At 64.0% G+C, this 14666-nt stretch carries 16 protein-coding genes; 8 read left to right on the plus strand and 8 right to left on the minus strand.

Annotated features, from left to right (window positions below; all coding sequences use genetic code 11):
* The first annotated feature begins 31 nt into the window (after positions 1-31).
* The 5 genes from FMA36_RS02125 (at position 32) to hpf (ending at position 4896) form a co-directional block, all read left to right on the plus strand.
* Positions 32-1078 carry a KpsF/GutQ family sugar-phosphate isomerase gene (locus FMA36_RS02125; protein ID WP_159260450.1) on the plus strand — a complete coding sequence of 349 codons (1047 nt, stop codon included), beginning with the start codon at positions 32-34 and terminating at the stop codon, positions 1076-1078.
* On the plus strand, positions 1075-1812 hold the full coding sequence (gene lptC / locus FMA36_RS02130) for an LPS export ABC transporter periplasmic protein LptC (protein ID WP_159260452.1): 738 nt from the start codon (positions 1075-1077) through the stop codon (positions 1810-1812). The genes FMA36_RS02125 and lptC overlap by 4 nt, the downstream gene beginning before the upstream one ends.
* Complete coding sequence (locus FMA36_RS02135) at positions 1812-3158, plus strand: hypothetical protein (protein WP_159260454.1); 1347 nt, start codon at positions 1812-1814, stop codon at positions 3156-3158. Before lptC ends, FMA36_RS02135 begins: the two co-directional genes overlap by 1 nt.
* A complete protein-coding gene (lptB, locus tag FMA36_RS02140; RefSeq protein ID WP_408885640.1) occupies positions 3155-3937 on the plus strand; it encodes an LPS export ABC transporter ATP-binding protein in 783 nt (260 codons plus the stop codon). The genes FMA36_RS02135 and lptB overlap by 4 nt, the downstream gene beginning before the upstream one ends.
* 338 nt (positions 3938-4275) lie before the next feature.
* Positions 4276-4896, plus strand: coding sequence for a ribosome hibernation-promoting factor, HPF/YfiA family (hpf, locus tag FMA36_RS02145; RefSeq protein WP_159260456.1), 621 nt, complete (start codon positions 4276-4278; stop codon positions 4894-4896).
* 106 nt (positions 4897-5002) lie between these two features.
* Here hpf and FMA36_RS02150 read toward each other — a convergent pair whose 3' ends face one another.
* Complete coding sequence (locus tag FMA36_RS02150; protein ID WP_159260458.1) at positions 5003-5266, minus strand: DUF1150 family protein; 264 nt, start codon at positions 5264-5266, stop codon at positions 5003-5005.
* 78 nt (positions 5267-5344) lie between these two features.
* Positions 5345-5827 (minus strand): Hsp20 family protein, encoded by a 483-nt coding sequence (locus tag FMA36_RS02155; RefSeq protein WP_159263498.1) that lies wholly within the window; start codon positions 5825-5827, stop codon positions 5345-5347.
* A gap of 214 nt (positions 5828-6041) precedes the next feature.
* Here FMA36_RS02155 and def point away from each other — a divergent pair, with 214 nt between their 5' ends.
* The 3 genes from def to truA all read left to right on the plus strand — a co-directional run bounded on the left by def (position 6042) and on the right by truA (position 8439).
* Entirely contained in the window at positions 6042-6584 is a 543-nt protein-coding gene (gene def / locus FMA36_RS02160; RefSeq protein ID WP_159260460.1) for a peptide deformylase, read from the plus strand.
* A gap of 81 nt (positions 6585-6665) precedes the next feature.
* Positions 6666-7589 (plus strand): methionyl-tRNA formyltransferase, encoded by a 924-nt coding sequence (gene fmt / locus FMA36_RS02165; protein ID WP_159260462.1) that lies wholly within the window; start codon positions 6666-6668, stop codon positions 7587-7589.
* A gap of 7 nt (positions 7590-7596) precedes the next feature.
* A complete protein-coding gene (truA, locus tag FMA36_RS02170; protein ID WP_159260464.1) occupies positions 7597-8439 on the plus strand; it encodes a tRNA pseudouridine(38-40) synthase TruA in 843 nt (280 codons plus the stop codon).
* 63 nt (positions 8440-8502) lie between these two features.
* On the opposite strand, the gene FMA36_RS02175 is transcribed toward truA, so the two are convergent.
* From FMA36_RS02175 to yihA, 6 genes are all read right to left on the minus strand, one after another.
* Positions 8503-9870: a glycosyltransferase family 39 protein gene (locus FMA36_RS02175; RefSeq protein ID WP_159260466.1), complete on the minus strand. Its 1368-nt coding sequence runs from the start codon at positions 9868-9870 to the stop codon at positions 8503-8505.
* 320 nt (positions 9871-10190) lie between these two features.
* Entirely contained in the window at positions 10191-10832 is a 642-nt protein-coding gene (locus tag FMA36_RS02180) for a hypothetical protein (protein WP_206065163.1), read from the minus strand.
* Complete coding sequence (gene dapE, locus FMA36_RS02185; RefSeq protein ID WP_159263502.1) at positions 10832-11986, minus strand: succinyl-diaminopimelate desuccinylase; 1155 nt, start codon at positions 11984-11986, stop codon at positions 10832-10834. The genes FMA36_RS02180 and dapE overlap by 1 nt, the downstream gene beginning before the upstream one ends.
* Positions 11987-12022: 36 nt before the next feature.
* Positions 12023-12871, minus strand: a complete 849-nt coding sequence (dapD, locus tag FMA36_RS02190) for a 2,3,4,5-tetrahydropyridine-2,6-dicarboxylate N-succinyltransferase (RefSeq protein WP_159260468.1) — start codon at positions 12869-12871, stop codon at positions 12023-12025.
* A 140-nt stretch (positions 12872-13011) separates the two neighbouring features.
* On the minus strand, positions 13012-13917 hold the full coding sequence (argB, locus tag FMA36_RS02195; RefSeq protein ID WP_159260470.1) for an acetylglutamate kinase: 906 nt from the start codon (positions 13915-13917) through the stop codon (positions 13012-13014).
* Positions 13918-13995: 78 nt separating this feature from the next.
* Positions 13996-14661 (minus strand): ribosome biogenesis GTP-binding protein YihA/YsxC, encoded by a 666-nt coding sequence (gene yihA / locus FMA36_RS02200; protein WP_159263503.1) that lies wholly within the window; start codon positions 14659-14661, stop codon positions 13996-13998.
* Positions 14662-14666 lie beyond the last annotated feature (5 nt).

Here is a 14666-nt window from a genome sequence, read left to right on the forward strand (position 1 = left end):
GGGAACCCATTCAGACCGATACAGATCGTGCATGAATAGCAGCCCCCTTCCCCCTCCCTCCGCCATGGGCGATGACGCAGGCCAGCCCGCGCGCATGCTGCGCGAGGCCCGTGCCGTGCTGCGCGCCGAATCCGCCGGGCTGCAGGCCATGATTGCGGCGATGGAAGACAGCAATGCAGGCGATGGCGGGCTGGGGGCGGCCTTCATCGCGGCGGTAGAGGGCATCTGGTCGAACAACCGCCGCGTGGTGGTGACCGGCATGGGCAAGTCGGGTCATATCGGGCGCAAGATCCAGGCCACCCTTGCCTCGACCGGCACGCCCGCCATTTTCGTGCATCCGGCCGAGGCCTCGCACGGGGATCTGGGCATGCTGCAGAAGGGGGATGCAGTGCTGGCCATATCCAATTCCGGCGAGACGGCGGAAATGGCGGACATCATCTCGCATGCCCGGCGCTTCGGGCTGCTGCTCATTGCCATGACCGCGCGCGCGGGCTCCACGCTGGCGCAGGCGGCCGATATCGTGCTGCTCCTGCCCCATGCCCCCGAGGCCTGCCCCATCGGCCTCGCCCCCACCACCAGCTCCACCATGCAGCTTGCGCTTGGCGATGCGCTGGCCATCGTGCTGTTGCAGCGCCGGGGCTTCAGCGCCAGTGACTTTGGCATATTCCACCCCGGCGGGCGGCTGGGCACGCGGCTGCGCCGGGTGAGCGAGCTGATGCATACAGGCCAGAGCATGCCCCTTGGCCCGCCTGACATGAAGCTGCGCCGCGTGATTGTGGAAATGACCCGCAAGGCATTTGGCTGCATGGGCGTGGTGGACGTGCAGGGCCGGCTGCTCGGCCTGATTACCGACCACGACCTGCGTCTTGCCCTGGGCCGCGACCTTGACCACACCCTTGCCGCCGACATCATGAACCCCACACCCCAGACCATCGGCCCCGACCTGCTGGCCGCCGAGGCGCTGCGGGTCATGAACGACCGGCCACGCCCGATCTCGAGCATTTTCGCCCTTGATGAGGAGGGGCATGCGGTGGGCATCCTCCACCTTCACGACCTGCTGCGCGCGGGCATTGCATGACCGACCGCCCCGAAGACAGGGACGACGACACCGATCCCAACACCATCCAGCGCGAGGATTATGCCCGCAGCGCCGCCGATATCGAGCGCCAGCGCAGCATATTCGACCAGGGCACGCGCACGCGCCTGCTGCCCAACGCCGCCGACCAGGCGCGCAGGCAGGCCATCATGCGCTCGGCCAAGTGGATGCTGCCGCTGTTCGCCCTCGTTCTGCTGGGTTCGATTGCCGCATGGCCTGCGGTCGAGCGCGCCGTGATCATGCATACCGGCACCATGGCGCAGATGAGCCGCGTGCGCGTGAAAAGCGGCAGCATGCTCAACCCCACCTATCGCGGGCTGGACGATCATGGCCGCCCCTACATGATTACCGCCGACGAGGCCCGCCAGGTCGACCCCGAGCGCATTGACCTGAGCAATCCCGCCGCCGATACCCTGACCGATAACGGCAACTGGCTGTATGTTACCGCGCGCGACGGCGTATATATGCAGCATACCCAGTTGCTGGACCTGACGCGTGACGTCACCCTCTATCGCAATGACGGAACCCTCATGCTCAGCCCTACCGCCGATGTCGACATGCGCCACAACATCATCGTAACCGATAGCTGGGTCCATGCCGAAGGCCCGGTGGGCGTGCTCGACGCGCGCGGCGGCATGGTGGATACACGCGGCGGCATCATGCTGTTTCGCGGTCCGGGCCGCATGATTCTCAATGCAGCGGAAAGATCGAACTGATGGCGCGCCTCTTCCCTCACCTGCCGCTTGGCGGCGTCCTGCTCGGGCTGGTGGCGGCTGGCCCGGCCATGGCGCAGGGGCTCGACATGTCGCACGGCCAGCAGATCAATGTCACCGCCGCAGGCGGCTTCGACTGGGACCAGAACGCGCAGACCGTCACCGCCTATGACCGCGCCCAGGCCATCCGTGGCGACGTTACCGTGCGGGCCGACAAGCTCATCGCCTTCTACCGCAAGAAGGCCGCCGCCACCCCTGCACCGGGGCAGACGCCCCCCGGCACGAACACACCCGCAACACCGGGCGCACAGGCCGCAGGCAAGCCGCCCGGCCCCGACGCGCCGCTCGCAGCCCATCTTGGCGTTGCCCCCCCGCCGGAGACGCGCAGGCCCCATATCGTGGATGACACGCCCGCCCCCGCTGGCGCCACGAACACGCCCGCACCGGCCAGCACGGCCTCCGCCACCGACCCGGATGTGGATACGAACCTCGCCACCCCGTCTGACGTGCTGCCGCAGGACCTGCCCATCCCTGACCGGCCCGACCCCATCGGCGCGCCCGGCAATGGCCCGGCCAACGGGCCTGCGGGCACGGCCCAGGGGAATGGGCAGGGCGATGGCACCGGCGGCGGCACGGCGGGCGATGGCGGTTCATCCGGCGGGTCGAGCGAGGTTTACCGCCTTGAGGCCATAGGGCACGTGCATGCCTTCAACCTCAACGACCAGGCCTGGGGTGACCATGCCGTGTATGACGTCGATCAGGCCATTCTGGTCATGACCGGCGAACACCTGAAGATGACTGCGCCGCAGGATATCCTGACCGCGCGCGACGTGCTGGAATACCATTCGCACGAGCACATGTCGGTCGCGCGCGGCAACGCCACCATGACCACCAATGACGGCCGCCAGATCCGCGCCGACGTGCTGGTGGGCTACGACAAGCCCAAGCCCGAGCGCAGCAACAGGCGCAAGGAATGGAAACAGACCCACCCCAACGGCAAGCCCCCCCTGCCCGACGATGCCACCACGCCGGAAGAAGCGGCGGCGGATGACAAGCCCTCGCCCGGCGCAGGCACGATGGACCATGTCGATGCCTTCGGTCACATCATCATCCGCACCCGCACCGAGACCATCACCGGGGATCGCGGCGTGTACGTGCCCGATACGGGCATTGCCCGACTGGTGGGCAACGTGCATATCACCCGTGGGGAAAATCAGGTCAGCGGCACGTCGGCCATCGTAAACCTGCATACCGATATCTCGACCCTGACCGACAACCCCGGCTCGCGCGTGAGTGGCCTGGTCATTCCCAACCAGGCTGGCAAAGGTGGCAAGGTACAAGGCAAATGAACATGACCCCCCCGACCGACAGCCCCGACACCACGGAACTGCCCATCCCCGCCCCCTCGGCCGGGCTGATCGCCAGCGGAATCGGCAAGAGCTACAAGAAGCGGCAGGTGGTGCGTGACGTGTCGCTGCAGGTGCAGCGCGGCGAGGCCGTGGCCCTGCTCGGCCCCAATGGCGCGGGCAAGACCACCAGCTTCTACATGATCGTGGGGCTGGTGCGGCCCGACATGGGCACGATTACGCTTGATGGCGCGGACATTACCCAACTGCCCATGTACCGCCGCGCGCGCATGGGCATTGGCTACCTGCCGCAGGAGTCGAGCATCTTCCGCGGGCTCAATGTCGAGCAGAACATCATGGCTGCCCTCGAGATCGTGGAACCCGACCCCGACCGCCGCCAGACCATGCTTGACGGGCTGCTGGGCGAATTCGGCATAACGAGGCTGCGGCATTCCTCCTCGCTCGCCCTTTCTGGCGGTGAGCGGCGACGGCTGGAAATCGCCCGCGCGCTGGCCAGCCAGCCGCATTACATCCTGCTTGATGAGCCGCTTGCAGGCATCGACCCCATTGCGGTGGGCGAAATCCGTGATCTCGTGGCCCATCTGAAGGACCGTGGCATCGGCGTGCTGATTACCGACCATAACGTGCGCGAGACGCTGGAAGTAATCGACCGCGCCTACATCATGCATAGCGGGCAGGTGCTGACCGAGGGACGGCCAGAGGAAATCGTGGCCAACGAGGACGTGCGCCGCGTGTATCTGGGCGAGAAATTCACCCTTTAAATAAAACGATAAAAGTTTTGGGTGCCGCCTTTTTTCAAAAAGGCGGCATTCTTCCGCCAGCAGGCCCCCCCTGTATTCGTTACGCTTTACGCAAGGGCTGCGGGCAGAAAAAAGCGCCGCTCCCGCATGCAAGGAAAGCATGGACAGCGAGGGGGCAACCATGCCCAAATACATTCGTTCGCTGTCATGTGCCCGATCAGACCGGCACGACGCAACAGCCACTGTCACGCAGGCCTTACGGGAAGGATCGTCCCCTTAATTCATAGCCAGTCGCTCAAAGCACGTCTTCCTTCTGCCCGTAAGCAACCGCGTTACGACCATGTAAGGAGTTGCCCCTTATGCACATCAGTGTCGCCGGAAAGCAGATCGCCCTGTCCGATGCCCTGAAACACAGGGTAAGCGCCCATCTGGACCGCATATCGGAAAAATATTTCGGACAGGCCATGGAAGCCCGCGTCACCTTCAGCCGCGCGCGTTCGTTCTTTACATGTGACATCAACCTCCATGCCACGCGCGGGCTTACCCTGCGCGGCGAAGGCGAGGCCGCCGATGCCCATTCGGCCTTTGATGACGCAGCCGAGCATATTGCAAGCCGCCTGCGCCGCTACCACCGCAAGGCCACCAAGCATGGCCACCAGAAAGCCCGCCAGCAGGTGCCCGAAGTCGGGCGTGGCTATATCCTGCGGCCCGGCATGGCCGCCCTTTCCACCACGGAAGATGACGCCACGGTCGAGGATGAGGACAGCGCGCTGCCCGCAACCGGCCCCTACGCCACCATCATTGCCGAGCACCCGACCGAGATCCCGACCCTGAGCGTGAGCGAGGCGGTGATGCGGCTTGATCTGGCCGACTGCCAGATCCAGCTCTTTCGCAACAGCAAGACCGAGACGATCAACGTGCTCTACCGTCGCCCTGACGGCAATATTGGCTGGCTCGACCCCTCGCTGCGCCCCAACTGACCCCTGACCGGCAGCGTCCCCTATATGGGGCCTGCCTCCCAAACAGAAATGGCCCTGCCCCCGGATACGGGAGCAGGGCCATCTGTTTTGTGGCATGCACCAGGTGCTAGTGCAGCGGCACCAGCATCATGTCGTGCTGGACGATCGCATTGACCGCGTCATCGCGGTCCTCCGCTACGGCAAGCGGCGTGCCATCGGCGGCATGGATGGCGAAGGCATTCTCGCCCTCGACCTGTACTGTCCGGATATAGGCCACCGCTTCCATGCCCAGTCCGCGCAGTTCGCCCGTACTGATCATGTGGGGGCTGGTTGTGGGTTCCGCCGGTTCGCTGTGCAGCAGCACCCGGCCATTCCGTGTCGTGACTCTCATGGTGTCATCTCCTGCATCATGAAGGGTCTGTTGCCCTTCGTCTCCGCATCGCAACAGGGGGGCCTGACCACGCGGGGATCAGTCCTCGTCAATCACCCTGACAACACGTTGCTTGCGCCCGGCAGGCACATCAACCACCGGCGCAACACGATCATGCGAGGGCGGCGGGCTGGCCTGCGGGGCACGCGCGATCTCGATCTTGCGCACGCGCACTTCAGGCTGCGGACGGGCGAGTTCGATATGCAGCAGCCCGTTATCCATCCACGCGCCGCCAACCTCGATTCCCTCGGCCAGTACGAACGCCTTCTGGAACTGCCGCGCCGCAATGCCACGATGCAGGAAAATACGCCCCTGCCCGTCGTCGCTCTGGCGCCCGCGGATAACAAGCTGGTTGTCTTCCTGTGTTATGTGCAGGTCTTCCATCACGAACCCCGCCACCGCAAGCGTAATGCGCAGCGTGGTGGGGCTGACCTGCTCTATGTTGTAGGGCGGATACCCGTCCGATGCATTCTTTGATGCCCGTTCAAGCATCTGCTCCAGATGATCGAACCCAAGGAACATGGGTGACCCGAAAACTCTTCCCGACAAATCGGCCTCCTCTGCTGTGAGCGAGACAGGAAACGGAAAAGACGGACCCGAAACGGCATCCGCCCTCCGTTCCCCTACGATATGGGAGAATAATAGAAATGCACAAGGGAGCAGCCCGCACCATACATGTGCATTTTGGCTGTATCACCACTGGTATCGCGCGGGCGGAAACGCTAAATGGCGATCTATGATTGATCATGATGTCATCGCTCAGGCGACCCCCATGCCGATCCTGGTCGCGCCCCAGGCGGTCCTGCGCCAGAAAACCCGCCTTGTCCGCCCCGAGGACATGGGCGACCTGCGCATCACCATCCCCCGCATGTTCGCCGCCATGTACGAAGCCCCCGGCATCGGGCTGGCAGCCCCCCAGGTGGGCCTTGGCATGCGCTTCGCCATTGTGGACGTGTCCGACAAGGGCGAGGCCCGCAACCCGCTCGTGCTGATCAACCCCGAGGTGATTGCCGAGACCGAGGACATGGCCGTGCGCGAGGAAGGCTGCCTGTCGCTGCCCAACCAGTATGCCGAGGTCGTCCGCCCCGAGGCCGTGCGCGTGCGCTACCAGGACATGGAGGGCAAAAAACACGAGCTTGAGGCCAACGGCCTGCTGGCCACCTGCCTGCAGCACGAGATCGACCACCTCGAGGGCATCCTGTTCGTCGATCATCTTTCCACCCTCAAGCGCAACATGATCATGCGCCGCCTGGCCAAGGAACAGCGCCTCAAGCATTGAGTGCTGAGCGCGGATCACCGCCGCCGGAACCCGACCTGTCACGCCAAGGGTTCCGGCCCAGACAGAACGGACCCACCCACCATGCGACTGGCCTTCATGGGCACGCCCGATTTTGCAGTGCCCGCCCTGCGCGCCCTGCATCAGGCCGGGCATGACATCGTTACCGTCTACAGCCAGCCCCCCCGGCCCGCAGGCCGTGGCAAGAAACTGCGCCCCTCGCCGGTGCACCTTGCCGCTGATGCACTCGGCATTCTCGTGCGTACGCCCCTGTCGCTGCGGCGCAATGCGGAAGAGCATGCGTTTTTCCGCGCTCTCGAACTCGATGCGGCGGTGGTGGCCGCCTATGGGCTGATCCTGCCCGTGGCCATGCTCGACGCCCCTGCGCGCGGCTGCCTGAACATCCATGCCAGCCTGCTGCCGCGCTGGCGCGGAGCCGCCCCCATTCAGGCCGCCATCCTGGCCGGTGACAGTGAAAGCGGCGTAACCATCATGCAGATGGATGCCGGGCTGGACACCGGGGCCATGCTGCTGCGCGACCATGTGGCGCTGACCAACCACACCACAGCCACCACCCTGCATGATGACCTTGCCGCCATGGGTGGCCGCCTGATCGTGGACGTGCTGGCGCAGCCTCCCTACCCCGGCACGCCCCAGCCCGAAAATGGCGTGACCTATGTGCAGCGCCTGAGCCGTGAGGACGGGCGCATCGACTGGACCCGTCCCGCAACTGAAATCGACCGGCAGGTCCGCGCACTGACCCCCTGGCCCGGCACGTTCACCACGCTGGACGGGCAGGTAATCAAGATCGGGGCCGTGAGCCTGACGCAGGGCACCGCGCAGGCCATGCCCGGCACGGTGGTGGATGACGCGCTGCGCATCGCCTGTGGCGGGGGCACGATGCTGCTTGTCACGCGCCTGCAGCGCCCCGGCCGGGGCATGATGGAGGCGGCCGACTTCCTGCGCGGGCAGGCCGTGGCCGCTGGCACGCGGCTGGGCGGGGCGTAACCCCCTGATGACCGAGATCACACCCCCACTCCCCGCCATCCCCACGATCCGCCCTGATGACATCGCCCCGCCTTCCGTCTGCCGCTGGGCCGTGCTGCTCGAATATGACGGGCAGGGCCTTGTCGGCTGGCAGCGCCAGTCGGCGGAGGATCTCATATCCGTGCAGGGGCTGCTCGAAGGGGCTGCGCGCAACCTGACCGGCGGCCGCACGGTGCGCAGCATCACGGCTGGCCGTACCGATGCGGGCGTGCATGCGGCGGGACAGGTCGCGCATCTGGATTTTCCCGCCGATGTGACGCTGTCGAGTGCCACGGTGCGCGACGGGCTGAATTTCTACATGAAGCCCCACCCGGTAGTGGTGCTCATGGCGCGCCCGGTGCTGCCGCACTGGAATGCCCGCTTCTCCGCCTGCTCACGTGCCTATCGCTACCGTATCCTCAACCGCTCGTCGCGCCCGGCCCTTGATGAGGGGCGGGTGTGGCACATCAAGGCTCCGCTCGATGTGGACATCATGCAGCGCGCGGGACGCTGCCTGCTCGGGCGGCATGATTTTACCTCCTTCCGCGCCTCAGCCTGCCAGGCGCGCAGCCCCGTGCGCTCGCTTGAGCAGCTCGATGTGCGCCGCGAGGGCGAATACGTGGTGATTGAAACCGCGGCCCGTTCCTTCCTGCACCATCAGGTTCGCAACATGGTTGGCACCCTGAAAATGGTGGGGGAAGGCCGCTGGGAGCCAGAGCGGGTGGCCGAGGCCCTAGCCGCCCGCGACCGCCGCGCCGCAGGCCCCACCGCCCCGCCAGACGGGCTGTGCCTGACGGCGGTGGGGTATGAGGATAATCCCTTCAGCCGGTAGATGGCCGGTGCATGATCATCGGTGTTTGGGGGATGGCTTTTGAAGCTTTTTGAAAAAACTTCTTTATGGTTTGTGGTGGGCATCAAGCCTGTACAAAACCAGAAAGCCGTTGCCCTGCCGCTCGCGATAGGCCTCCATATAGGCCTGCCTGATCCGGTCATATAAAATGGCCCGGACCGCTTCATTCTCGTCAGGCTCCGCAGGCGTATAGGCCATGATATAGGTCGGGTTCTGGCCCAGCACTTTTTTGATTTCCGTGGCCGGATCCATGCCGGTTGCCCGGTTTTCAACCACAGAATGAAAATGACCGGGAAAGGGATGATCCGTCAGTTTGCATGGCGGCAGGAAATCATAAAAAATCGCTGATCCGTTATAAATGAACAGACAGCCTTTTTCTTTTGAAATGACGTTCAGGACATTATGAAATGTCCGGGCATTGCCACTGTTCTTCTGGTTTTCAAGAACCATGACCTGCCCTGCCACCGTACCTGCCGCCAGAAGCACCATGAGCCAGATCCGGCCGACAGGGCTGGCGAACAGGGCGGCGGATGCAATGGAAAGCGGCAGGAAAGCCGGGATGGCGTAATGGTTGTACCATTCCCCGATCAGAAAGACGCCAATCACCGCGCAAACCGACCAGGCATTGAAAAAGAAGGCGCATTTGCGCTGCACGGCGGTCCGGTTGCGGCACAGGATCATCTGCAGCACAATATTGAGCAATAGCGGGCCGATCAGCAGCATAATATTCATGAAATTATGCGCCAGAATGGCCGGGGGCTCCTTGGTGCGATGGAATATGGACAGGATGTTGGCAAACCACCAGTTCCAGCCATAACCGCACAGCCAGTACCCGCCCCCCACCAGCACGGTGGGCAGCAGGGCAATGGCCGCGAAAAGCAGGAGGTAGCGCGCCGTCGCACCCCATGAAAACCGGTTCTGCCTGAGGATATACCCCAGAAAAATACCGGCAAAACAGCCTTCAAAAACGGTTGTATACTTGATCTGCAGCGACAGGCCGAACAGCAGCATGGCCATGCCACCTTTTTTGATGATCTCGGACTGCGTGGGCTTTTCAGCGCTGATGAGCCTGACGATGTTCAGCATCGCGCACCCTGCCAGCAGGTTATAGAATACAGGCGACTGGCCGCCCTCGCCGCCCGCAAGGTTCAGCCAGGCCACATAAAGCAGGGCCGCAAACAGGGCGCCGATTGCCGATGCCACGCACCGCGCCATTTTCATGGCCACGACGGCGGTCAGGCATACGCTGGCCAGCGCGCCAATCTGATAGGCCCAGAGCCGGTAGGGGCCGAACAGGTGAAAAAAAGCGTAGATGATAAACAGACCCAGCGGCTTCCTGTCCCACACATCCACAAAGGGGATGGCGCCATGCAGCATGTCGCCGCCGACAAACAGGTAAAACCCTTCATCCACATTGATCAGCGGATTACCAAAAGACGAAAATCGGCAAAGAATGCAAAAAATAGCAATTATGATGGAATAATTCAGTGATCCATGACCATCACAAGCTTTTTTCGTGCCCATTTTGGTAATCCTGAACCTGACCTGAAACGCATGGACGCAATGGCGGACAACCATACGCTACGGATTGATTGAAATCTGCGCTTTAGTGGCCGGTAAATTGTTTGAAAACAAAATATTGATAGAAAATTTCAGAATGCCGTCTTTTTTCAAAAAAGGCGGCATCCCCGGAAGCTTTTTCATGATTTTTCTTGCAGGCAGCAAACCGGCCCTTAATGCGGCTGCGCCTGCTGGACCATAAGCGGATACAGGAAGTCGTGCCATGCCCGCTGATGGGGAGAAAGCAGCCCCGTCGCGGCTACAAGCAGCCCGAGGCTGCCCAGAATGGCCAGCACCAGCACCACCGCCTGCCCACGCCGCAGCAGCAGCCCCACGCGGGCGACGTACCAGGTCAGCCACAGGCTGTAGCCAAACTCCACGCCATTGAGAATGCCCGCCCCCGTTGCCGATTGCAGCAGTCTGGGCGAGGCCAGCGCCATGAGCAGTGCCACCACGAGGCCGACAAACAGCGTGACCCAGTCCGTCCACCATGTCGCGGTGATATAGCGCATCCACAGCCCTTCGCGCTTCCAGTGGCGGGCCAGTGCATTGGTCACCACCGCAGGCAGCAGGATCAGGCACAGCGCGAACAGCACCTTGACGCCGCTGATGGCCTGCGGGGCCGCACCCAGCGTCAACCCGCCGAGCACCAGCCACATCGCCAGCCGGGGCGCCAGGGCAGCGAGCACGGAATCGCGCGTATTGCCAAAACAGGCTATCCCTTCCGCGCGGCCCCGCCCCAGCAGCATCATGCCTTTGAGGATAACGCCAAACCCCGATGCGTTCGGGGCTGGAGAGGGGCCGCGATCGGACATTAGCCCATTACCTTTTCAAGAAAACCAGAATAGATCGCCGTCAGCTGCTTCAGGTCTGCCAGCGCCACATGCTCATCCACCTTGTGCATGCTGGCCCCGACAAGGCCGAATTCGGCCACGGGGCAGTAGCGGCTGATAAAGCGGGCATCAGACGTGCCGCCCCCCGTATCCAGCTTGGGCACATGGCCCGTTACCGCGCGCACGGCCCGGCGCAGGGCCTCGACCGGGGCATCGGGTCTGGTCAGGAAGGATTCCCCGCTGATGGCAATATTCACATCGGCCCCGGGCGCATGCCGGGCCACCACCGTGCGGATCCAGCCTGCAAGATCCGCGCCGGTATGCAGGTCATTGAAGCGGATGTTCAGCCGGGCCTGCGCCCGTGCCGGTATGACATTGGTGGCCGTGTTGCCCACGTCAAGGCTGGTCACCTGCAGGCTTGAAGGCTCGAACCACTCGCTGCCCATATCAAGCGGGGCCGAAGTCAGTTCACCAAGCAGCCCAAGCAGCCGGTGAACGGGGTTATCCGCCCGGTGCGGATAGGCCACATGCCCCTGCGTGCCATGCACGGTAATGCGGGCATTGAGGCTGCCACGACGGCCGATCTTGATGACCTCGCCCATCTCGCCCGGATTGGTGGGCTCGCCCACGAGGCAGAAATCGGGGATCTGACCGTTGGCCTGCATCCATTCCAGCACGCGCACGGTGCCGTTGGTGGCAGGCCCTTCCTCATCGCCGGTAATCAGCAGGCTTATCGTGCCCTGGGGCTCAGGCACCTTTTGCAGGTACAGGCGCACGGCGGCGACGAAGGCGGCAATGCCCCCTTTCATGTCGCACGCGCCGCGACCGAACAGGAGGCCGTCGTGTATTTCGCCGCCAAAGGGATCATGCGCCCAGGGCACGTCGCCCACCGGCACCACATCCGTATGGCCCGCAAAGCACAGATGCGGGTGCCCCGTGCCAAGGCGGGCAAACAGATTGGGCGTGCGGGCAGCCCCCTCGCCAAAGGGCAGCAGGGTCACGCTGAAGCCGATGCCTTCAAGCACGGCGGCCAGCGCGTTGAGGGCACAGCCATCATCAGGCGTGACGGAAGGGCAGCGGATCAGTGCGCGCGCCAGCGCTACAACGCCACCGGCGTCCTGTCCGGGATCTGCCATTCCATCATCCGCCATCGATTGTGTCTCCGTTGCCGGTCAGCCGCGCAGCAGCTCGTTGATCGAGGTCTTGGAGCGGGTGCGCTCGTCCACGCGCTTGACGATCACCGCGCAGTCCAGCGAAGGCAGCGGCTTGCCATCGGTCGAGGTTGCCTGGCGCGGCGGCAGGGTGCCGGGCACCACCACCGAATAAGCCGGGACACGGCCCATGAAGACCTCGCCCGTGGTGCGATCCACGATCTTGGTGGATGCGCCAAGGAACACGCCCATGGACAGCACGCTGCCGCGCTCGACCACAACGCCCTCGGCCACTTCCGAACGCGCGCCGATGAAGCAGCCATCCTCGATGATGACGGGCGCGGCCTGCAGCGGCTCGAGCACGCCGCCAATGCCCACGCCACCACTGATGTGGCAGTTCTTGCCAATCTGCGCGCAGCTGCCGATCGTCACCCACGTATCAACCATGGTGCCGCTATCAACATACGCACCGGCATTGACGAAGCTCGGCATCAGCACCACGCCCGGCGCGATAAAGGCGGAACGACGCACGATCGAGCCAGGCACCGCGCGGAAACCGGCCGCGGCAAAGGCGGCCTGGTCCCAGCCGGCAAACTTCAGCGGCACCTTGTCATAGCTCGGCGCGCCCGCGCCACCGCCTTCAACAAGACGGTTGTCGTTGAGGCGGAAGGACAGCAGCACCGCCTTCTTCAGCCATTCATTCACCACCCAGCCGCCAGCGCCCGGCGTGGCCACGCGCAGCTTGCCCGAATCCAGCGCCAGAAGGGCGGCTTCAACGGCATCACGGTCAGCGCCGGTGGTGGCGGTGGACAGCGTCTCACGACGCTCCCACAGGGCCTCGATCTGGCTCTGGAGGGATGTATCGGTCATATCTGCAAAATCCTGTCTGGGCTGGTTTTCCCGGCCTGTCATGGCCGCAAACCTGTATTAATTTGCCAGCGGACCATGCGGAGGATCAGGGGGAATGTCAACGCACCCCCTCTGCCTGCAAGCCCGCGCGGCACTGCGCATCATGCGCTGCGAATGAGGGTTCCGGGCCCGGCTTCGGTAAAGAGCTCGAGCAGGCAGGCATGCTGCACCCGGCCATCGAGAATGACGGCGGCCTTGGCACCCGCGCGCACGGCCTCGAGGCAGGTTTCCACCTTGGGGATCATGCCGCCCGAAATCATGCCGCTGGCAATGCCCTTGCGGGCATCCTCGGCGGTAAGTTCGGGAATCAGCCTGCCATCACCATCAAGCACGCCGGGCACGTCGGTCAGCATCAGCAGGCGGCTGGCATTAACCGCGCCCGCAATCGCACCCGCGGCCGTATCAGCATTGATGTTGTAGGTCTCGCCACTGGCACTGCTGCCAATGGGCGCAATGACAGGGATCAGCCCCGAGCCCGACAGCGCATAGATCACGCGCGGGTCAATGCGCTCGGGCTCGCCCACGAAGCCAAGGTCGAGCAGGCGGTCGGTTTCAACGCCGTTTTCACGCGCGCGGCGCTGGAGCCTGCGCGCGGTGATCAGCCCGCCATCCAGCCCCGAAATACCCACTGCGAGCGCGCCAGCACGGTTGATGAGGCCCGCCACCTGCTTGTTCACCTTGCCACCGAGCACCATCTCGATCACGTCGATCATGGCGGCATCGGTCACGCGCAGGCCGTCAATGAAGGTGGATTCGATCTGCAGGCGCTTGAGCATGGCGCTGATCTGCGGGCCACCACCATGCACCACGACCGGGTTGACGCCAACCTGCTTGAGCAGGGCGATATCATGGCCGAACGCGGTGGAGAGCGTGGTATCGACCATCGCGCTGCCACCATATTTCACCACAACCGTATCACCCGCGTAGCGCCGCAGATAAGGCAGCGCCCTGGCCAGAACCTCGGCGCGTGCCTGCGCGTCCTGATCAGCCGATCCTGTTCCTGTCATCCGAACGGTTCCTTCGCTCCTGACTGCTTCATATCCATTGCCCCGCCGCACCAGCGTGGGAGCAGGCCCGCATGCAGCCTAGACCGGGTTGGCGAGGCGGGCGAGCTCAGCCCGCAATTCCTCAATTCCGGCCCCGGTCGTGCTGCTCGTGGCCAGCACATCGGGGAAGGCTGCTGCATGCGCGCGTACGATCTCGCCCACCGCGCGCAGCTTGGCCGCGAGTGCTGGCGGCTTTGGCACATCGCACTTGGTCAGCACGACCTGAAAGGTCACGGCCGCGCGGTCGAGCATTTTCATGATCTCTTCGTCACTGGCCTTGAGTTCCACCCGGCTGTCGAGCAGCAGCACCACGCGGCGCAGCGTGGGCCGGCCGCGCAGGTAGGAGAACATCATGCCCTGCCAGTCTTCCTTCACTGCCTTCGCTGCCTTGGCAAAGCCGTAGCCCGGCATGTCAACGAGGGTGAGGCGGTCGGCAAGTTCAAAGAAGTTGAGCTGTTTGGTCCGCCCCGGCTCGGACGAGGCACGTGCAAGCGCCCTGCGCCCGGTCAGCGCGTTGATCAGGCTGGACTTGCCCACGTTGGAGCGACCGGCAAACGCGATCTCGGGCAGGATCGGGTCAGGCAGTTGCCCGAGCTTCTGCGCGCCGAATACGAAGTTGAATTCACCGGCAAACAGCACGCGACCAATCTCACGGTCGCGTTCCATTTCTTCTGGCGTGGGGGCTGGGTTCGAGAAATCCACCATGTTGG

It is taken from the genome of Komagataeibacter xylinus (assembly GCF_009834365.1).
Lineage (GTDB): Bacteria > Pseudomonadota > Alphaproteobacteria > Acetobacterales > Acetobacteraceae > Komagataeibacter > Komagataeibacter xylinus_D.

Bases quoted from the DNA above. Each gene is read 5' to 3' on its own strand.
- FMA36_RS02125 (WP_159260450.1), top strand. From the start codon at position 32: ATGAATAGCAGCCCCCTTCCCCCTCCCTCCGCCATGGGCGATGACGCA.
- lptC (WP_159260452.1), top strand. From the start codon at position 1,075: ATGACCGACCGCCCCGAAGACAGGGACGACGACACCGATCCCAACACC.
- FMA36_RS02135 (WP_159260454.1), top strand. From the start codon at position 1,812: ATGGCGCGCCTCTTCCCTCACCTGCCGCTTGGCGGCGTCCTGCTCGGG.
- lptB (WP_408885640.1), top strand. From the start codon at position 3,155: ATGAACATGACCCCCCCGACCGACAGCCCCGACACCACGGAACTGCCC.
- hpf (WP_159260456.1), top strand. From the start codon at position 4,276: ATGCACATCAGTGTCGCCGGAAAGCAGATCGCCCTGTCCGATGCCCTG.
- FMA36_RS02150 (WP_159260458.1), bottom strand. From the start codon at position 5,266: ATGAGAGTCACGACACGGAATGGCCGGGTGCTGCTGCACAGCGAACCG.
- FMA36_RS02155 (WP_159263498.1), bottom strand. From the start codon at position 5,827: ATGTTCCTTGGGTTCGATCATCTGGAGCAGATGCTTGAACGGGCATCA.
- def (WP_159260460.1), top strand. From the start codon at position 6,042: ATGATTGATCATGATGTCATCGCTCAGGCGACCCCCATGCCGATCCTG.
- fmt (WP_159260462.1), top strand. From the start codon at position 6,666: ATGCGACTGGCCTTCATGGGCACGCCCGATTTTGCAGTGCCCGCCCTG.
- truA (WP_159260464.1), top strand. From the start codon at position 7,597: ATGACCGAGATCACACCCCCACTCCCCGCCATCCCCACGATCCGCCCT.
- FMA36_RS02180 (WP_206065163.1), bottom strand. From the start codon at position 10,832: ATGTCCGATCGCGGCCCCTCTCCAGCCCCGAACGCATCGGGGTTTGGC.
- dapE (WP_159263502.1), bottom strand. From the start codon at position 11,986: ATGGCAGATCCCGGACAGGACGCCGGTGGCGTTGTAGCGCTGGCGCGC.
- dapD (WP_159260468.1), bottom strand. From the start codon at position 12,871: ATGACCGATACATCCCTCCAGAGCCAGATCGAGGCCCTGTGGGAGCGT.
- argB (WP_159260470.1), bottom strand. From the start codon at position 13,917: ATGACAGGAACAGGATCGGCTGATCAGGACGCGCAGGCACGCGCCGAG.
- yihA (WP_159263503.1), bottom strand. From the start codon at position 14,661: ATGGTGGATTTCTCGAACCCAGCCCCCACGCCAGAAGAAATGGAACGC.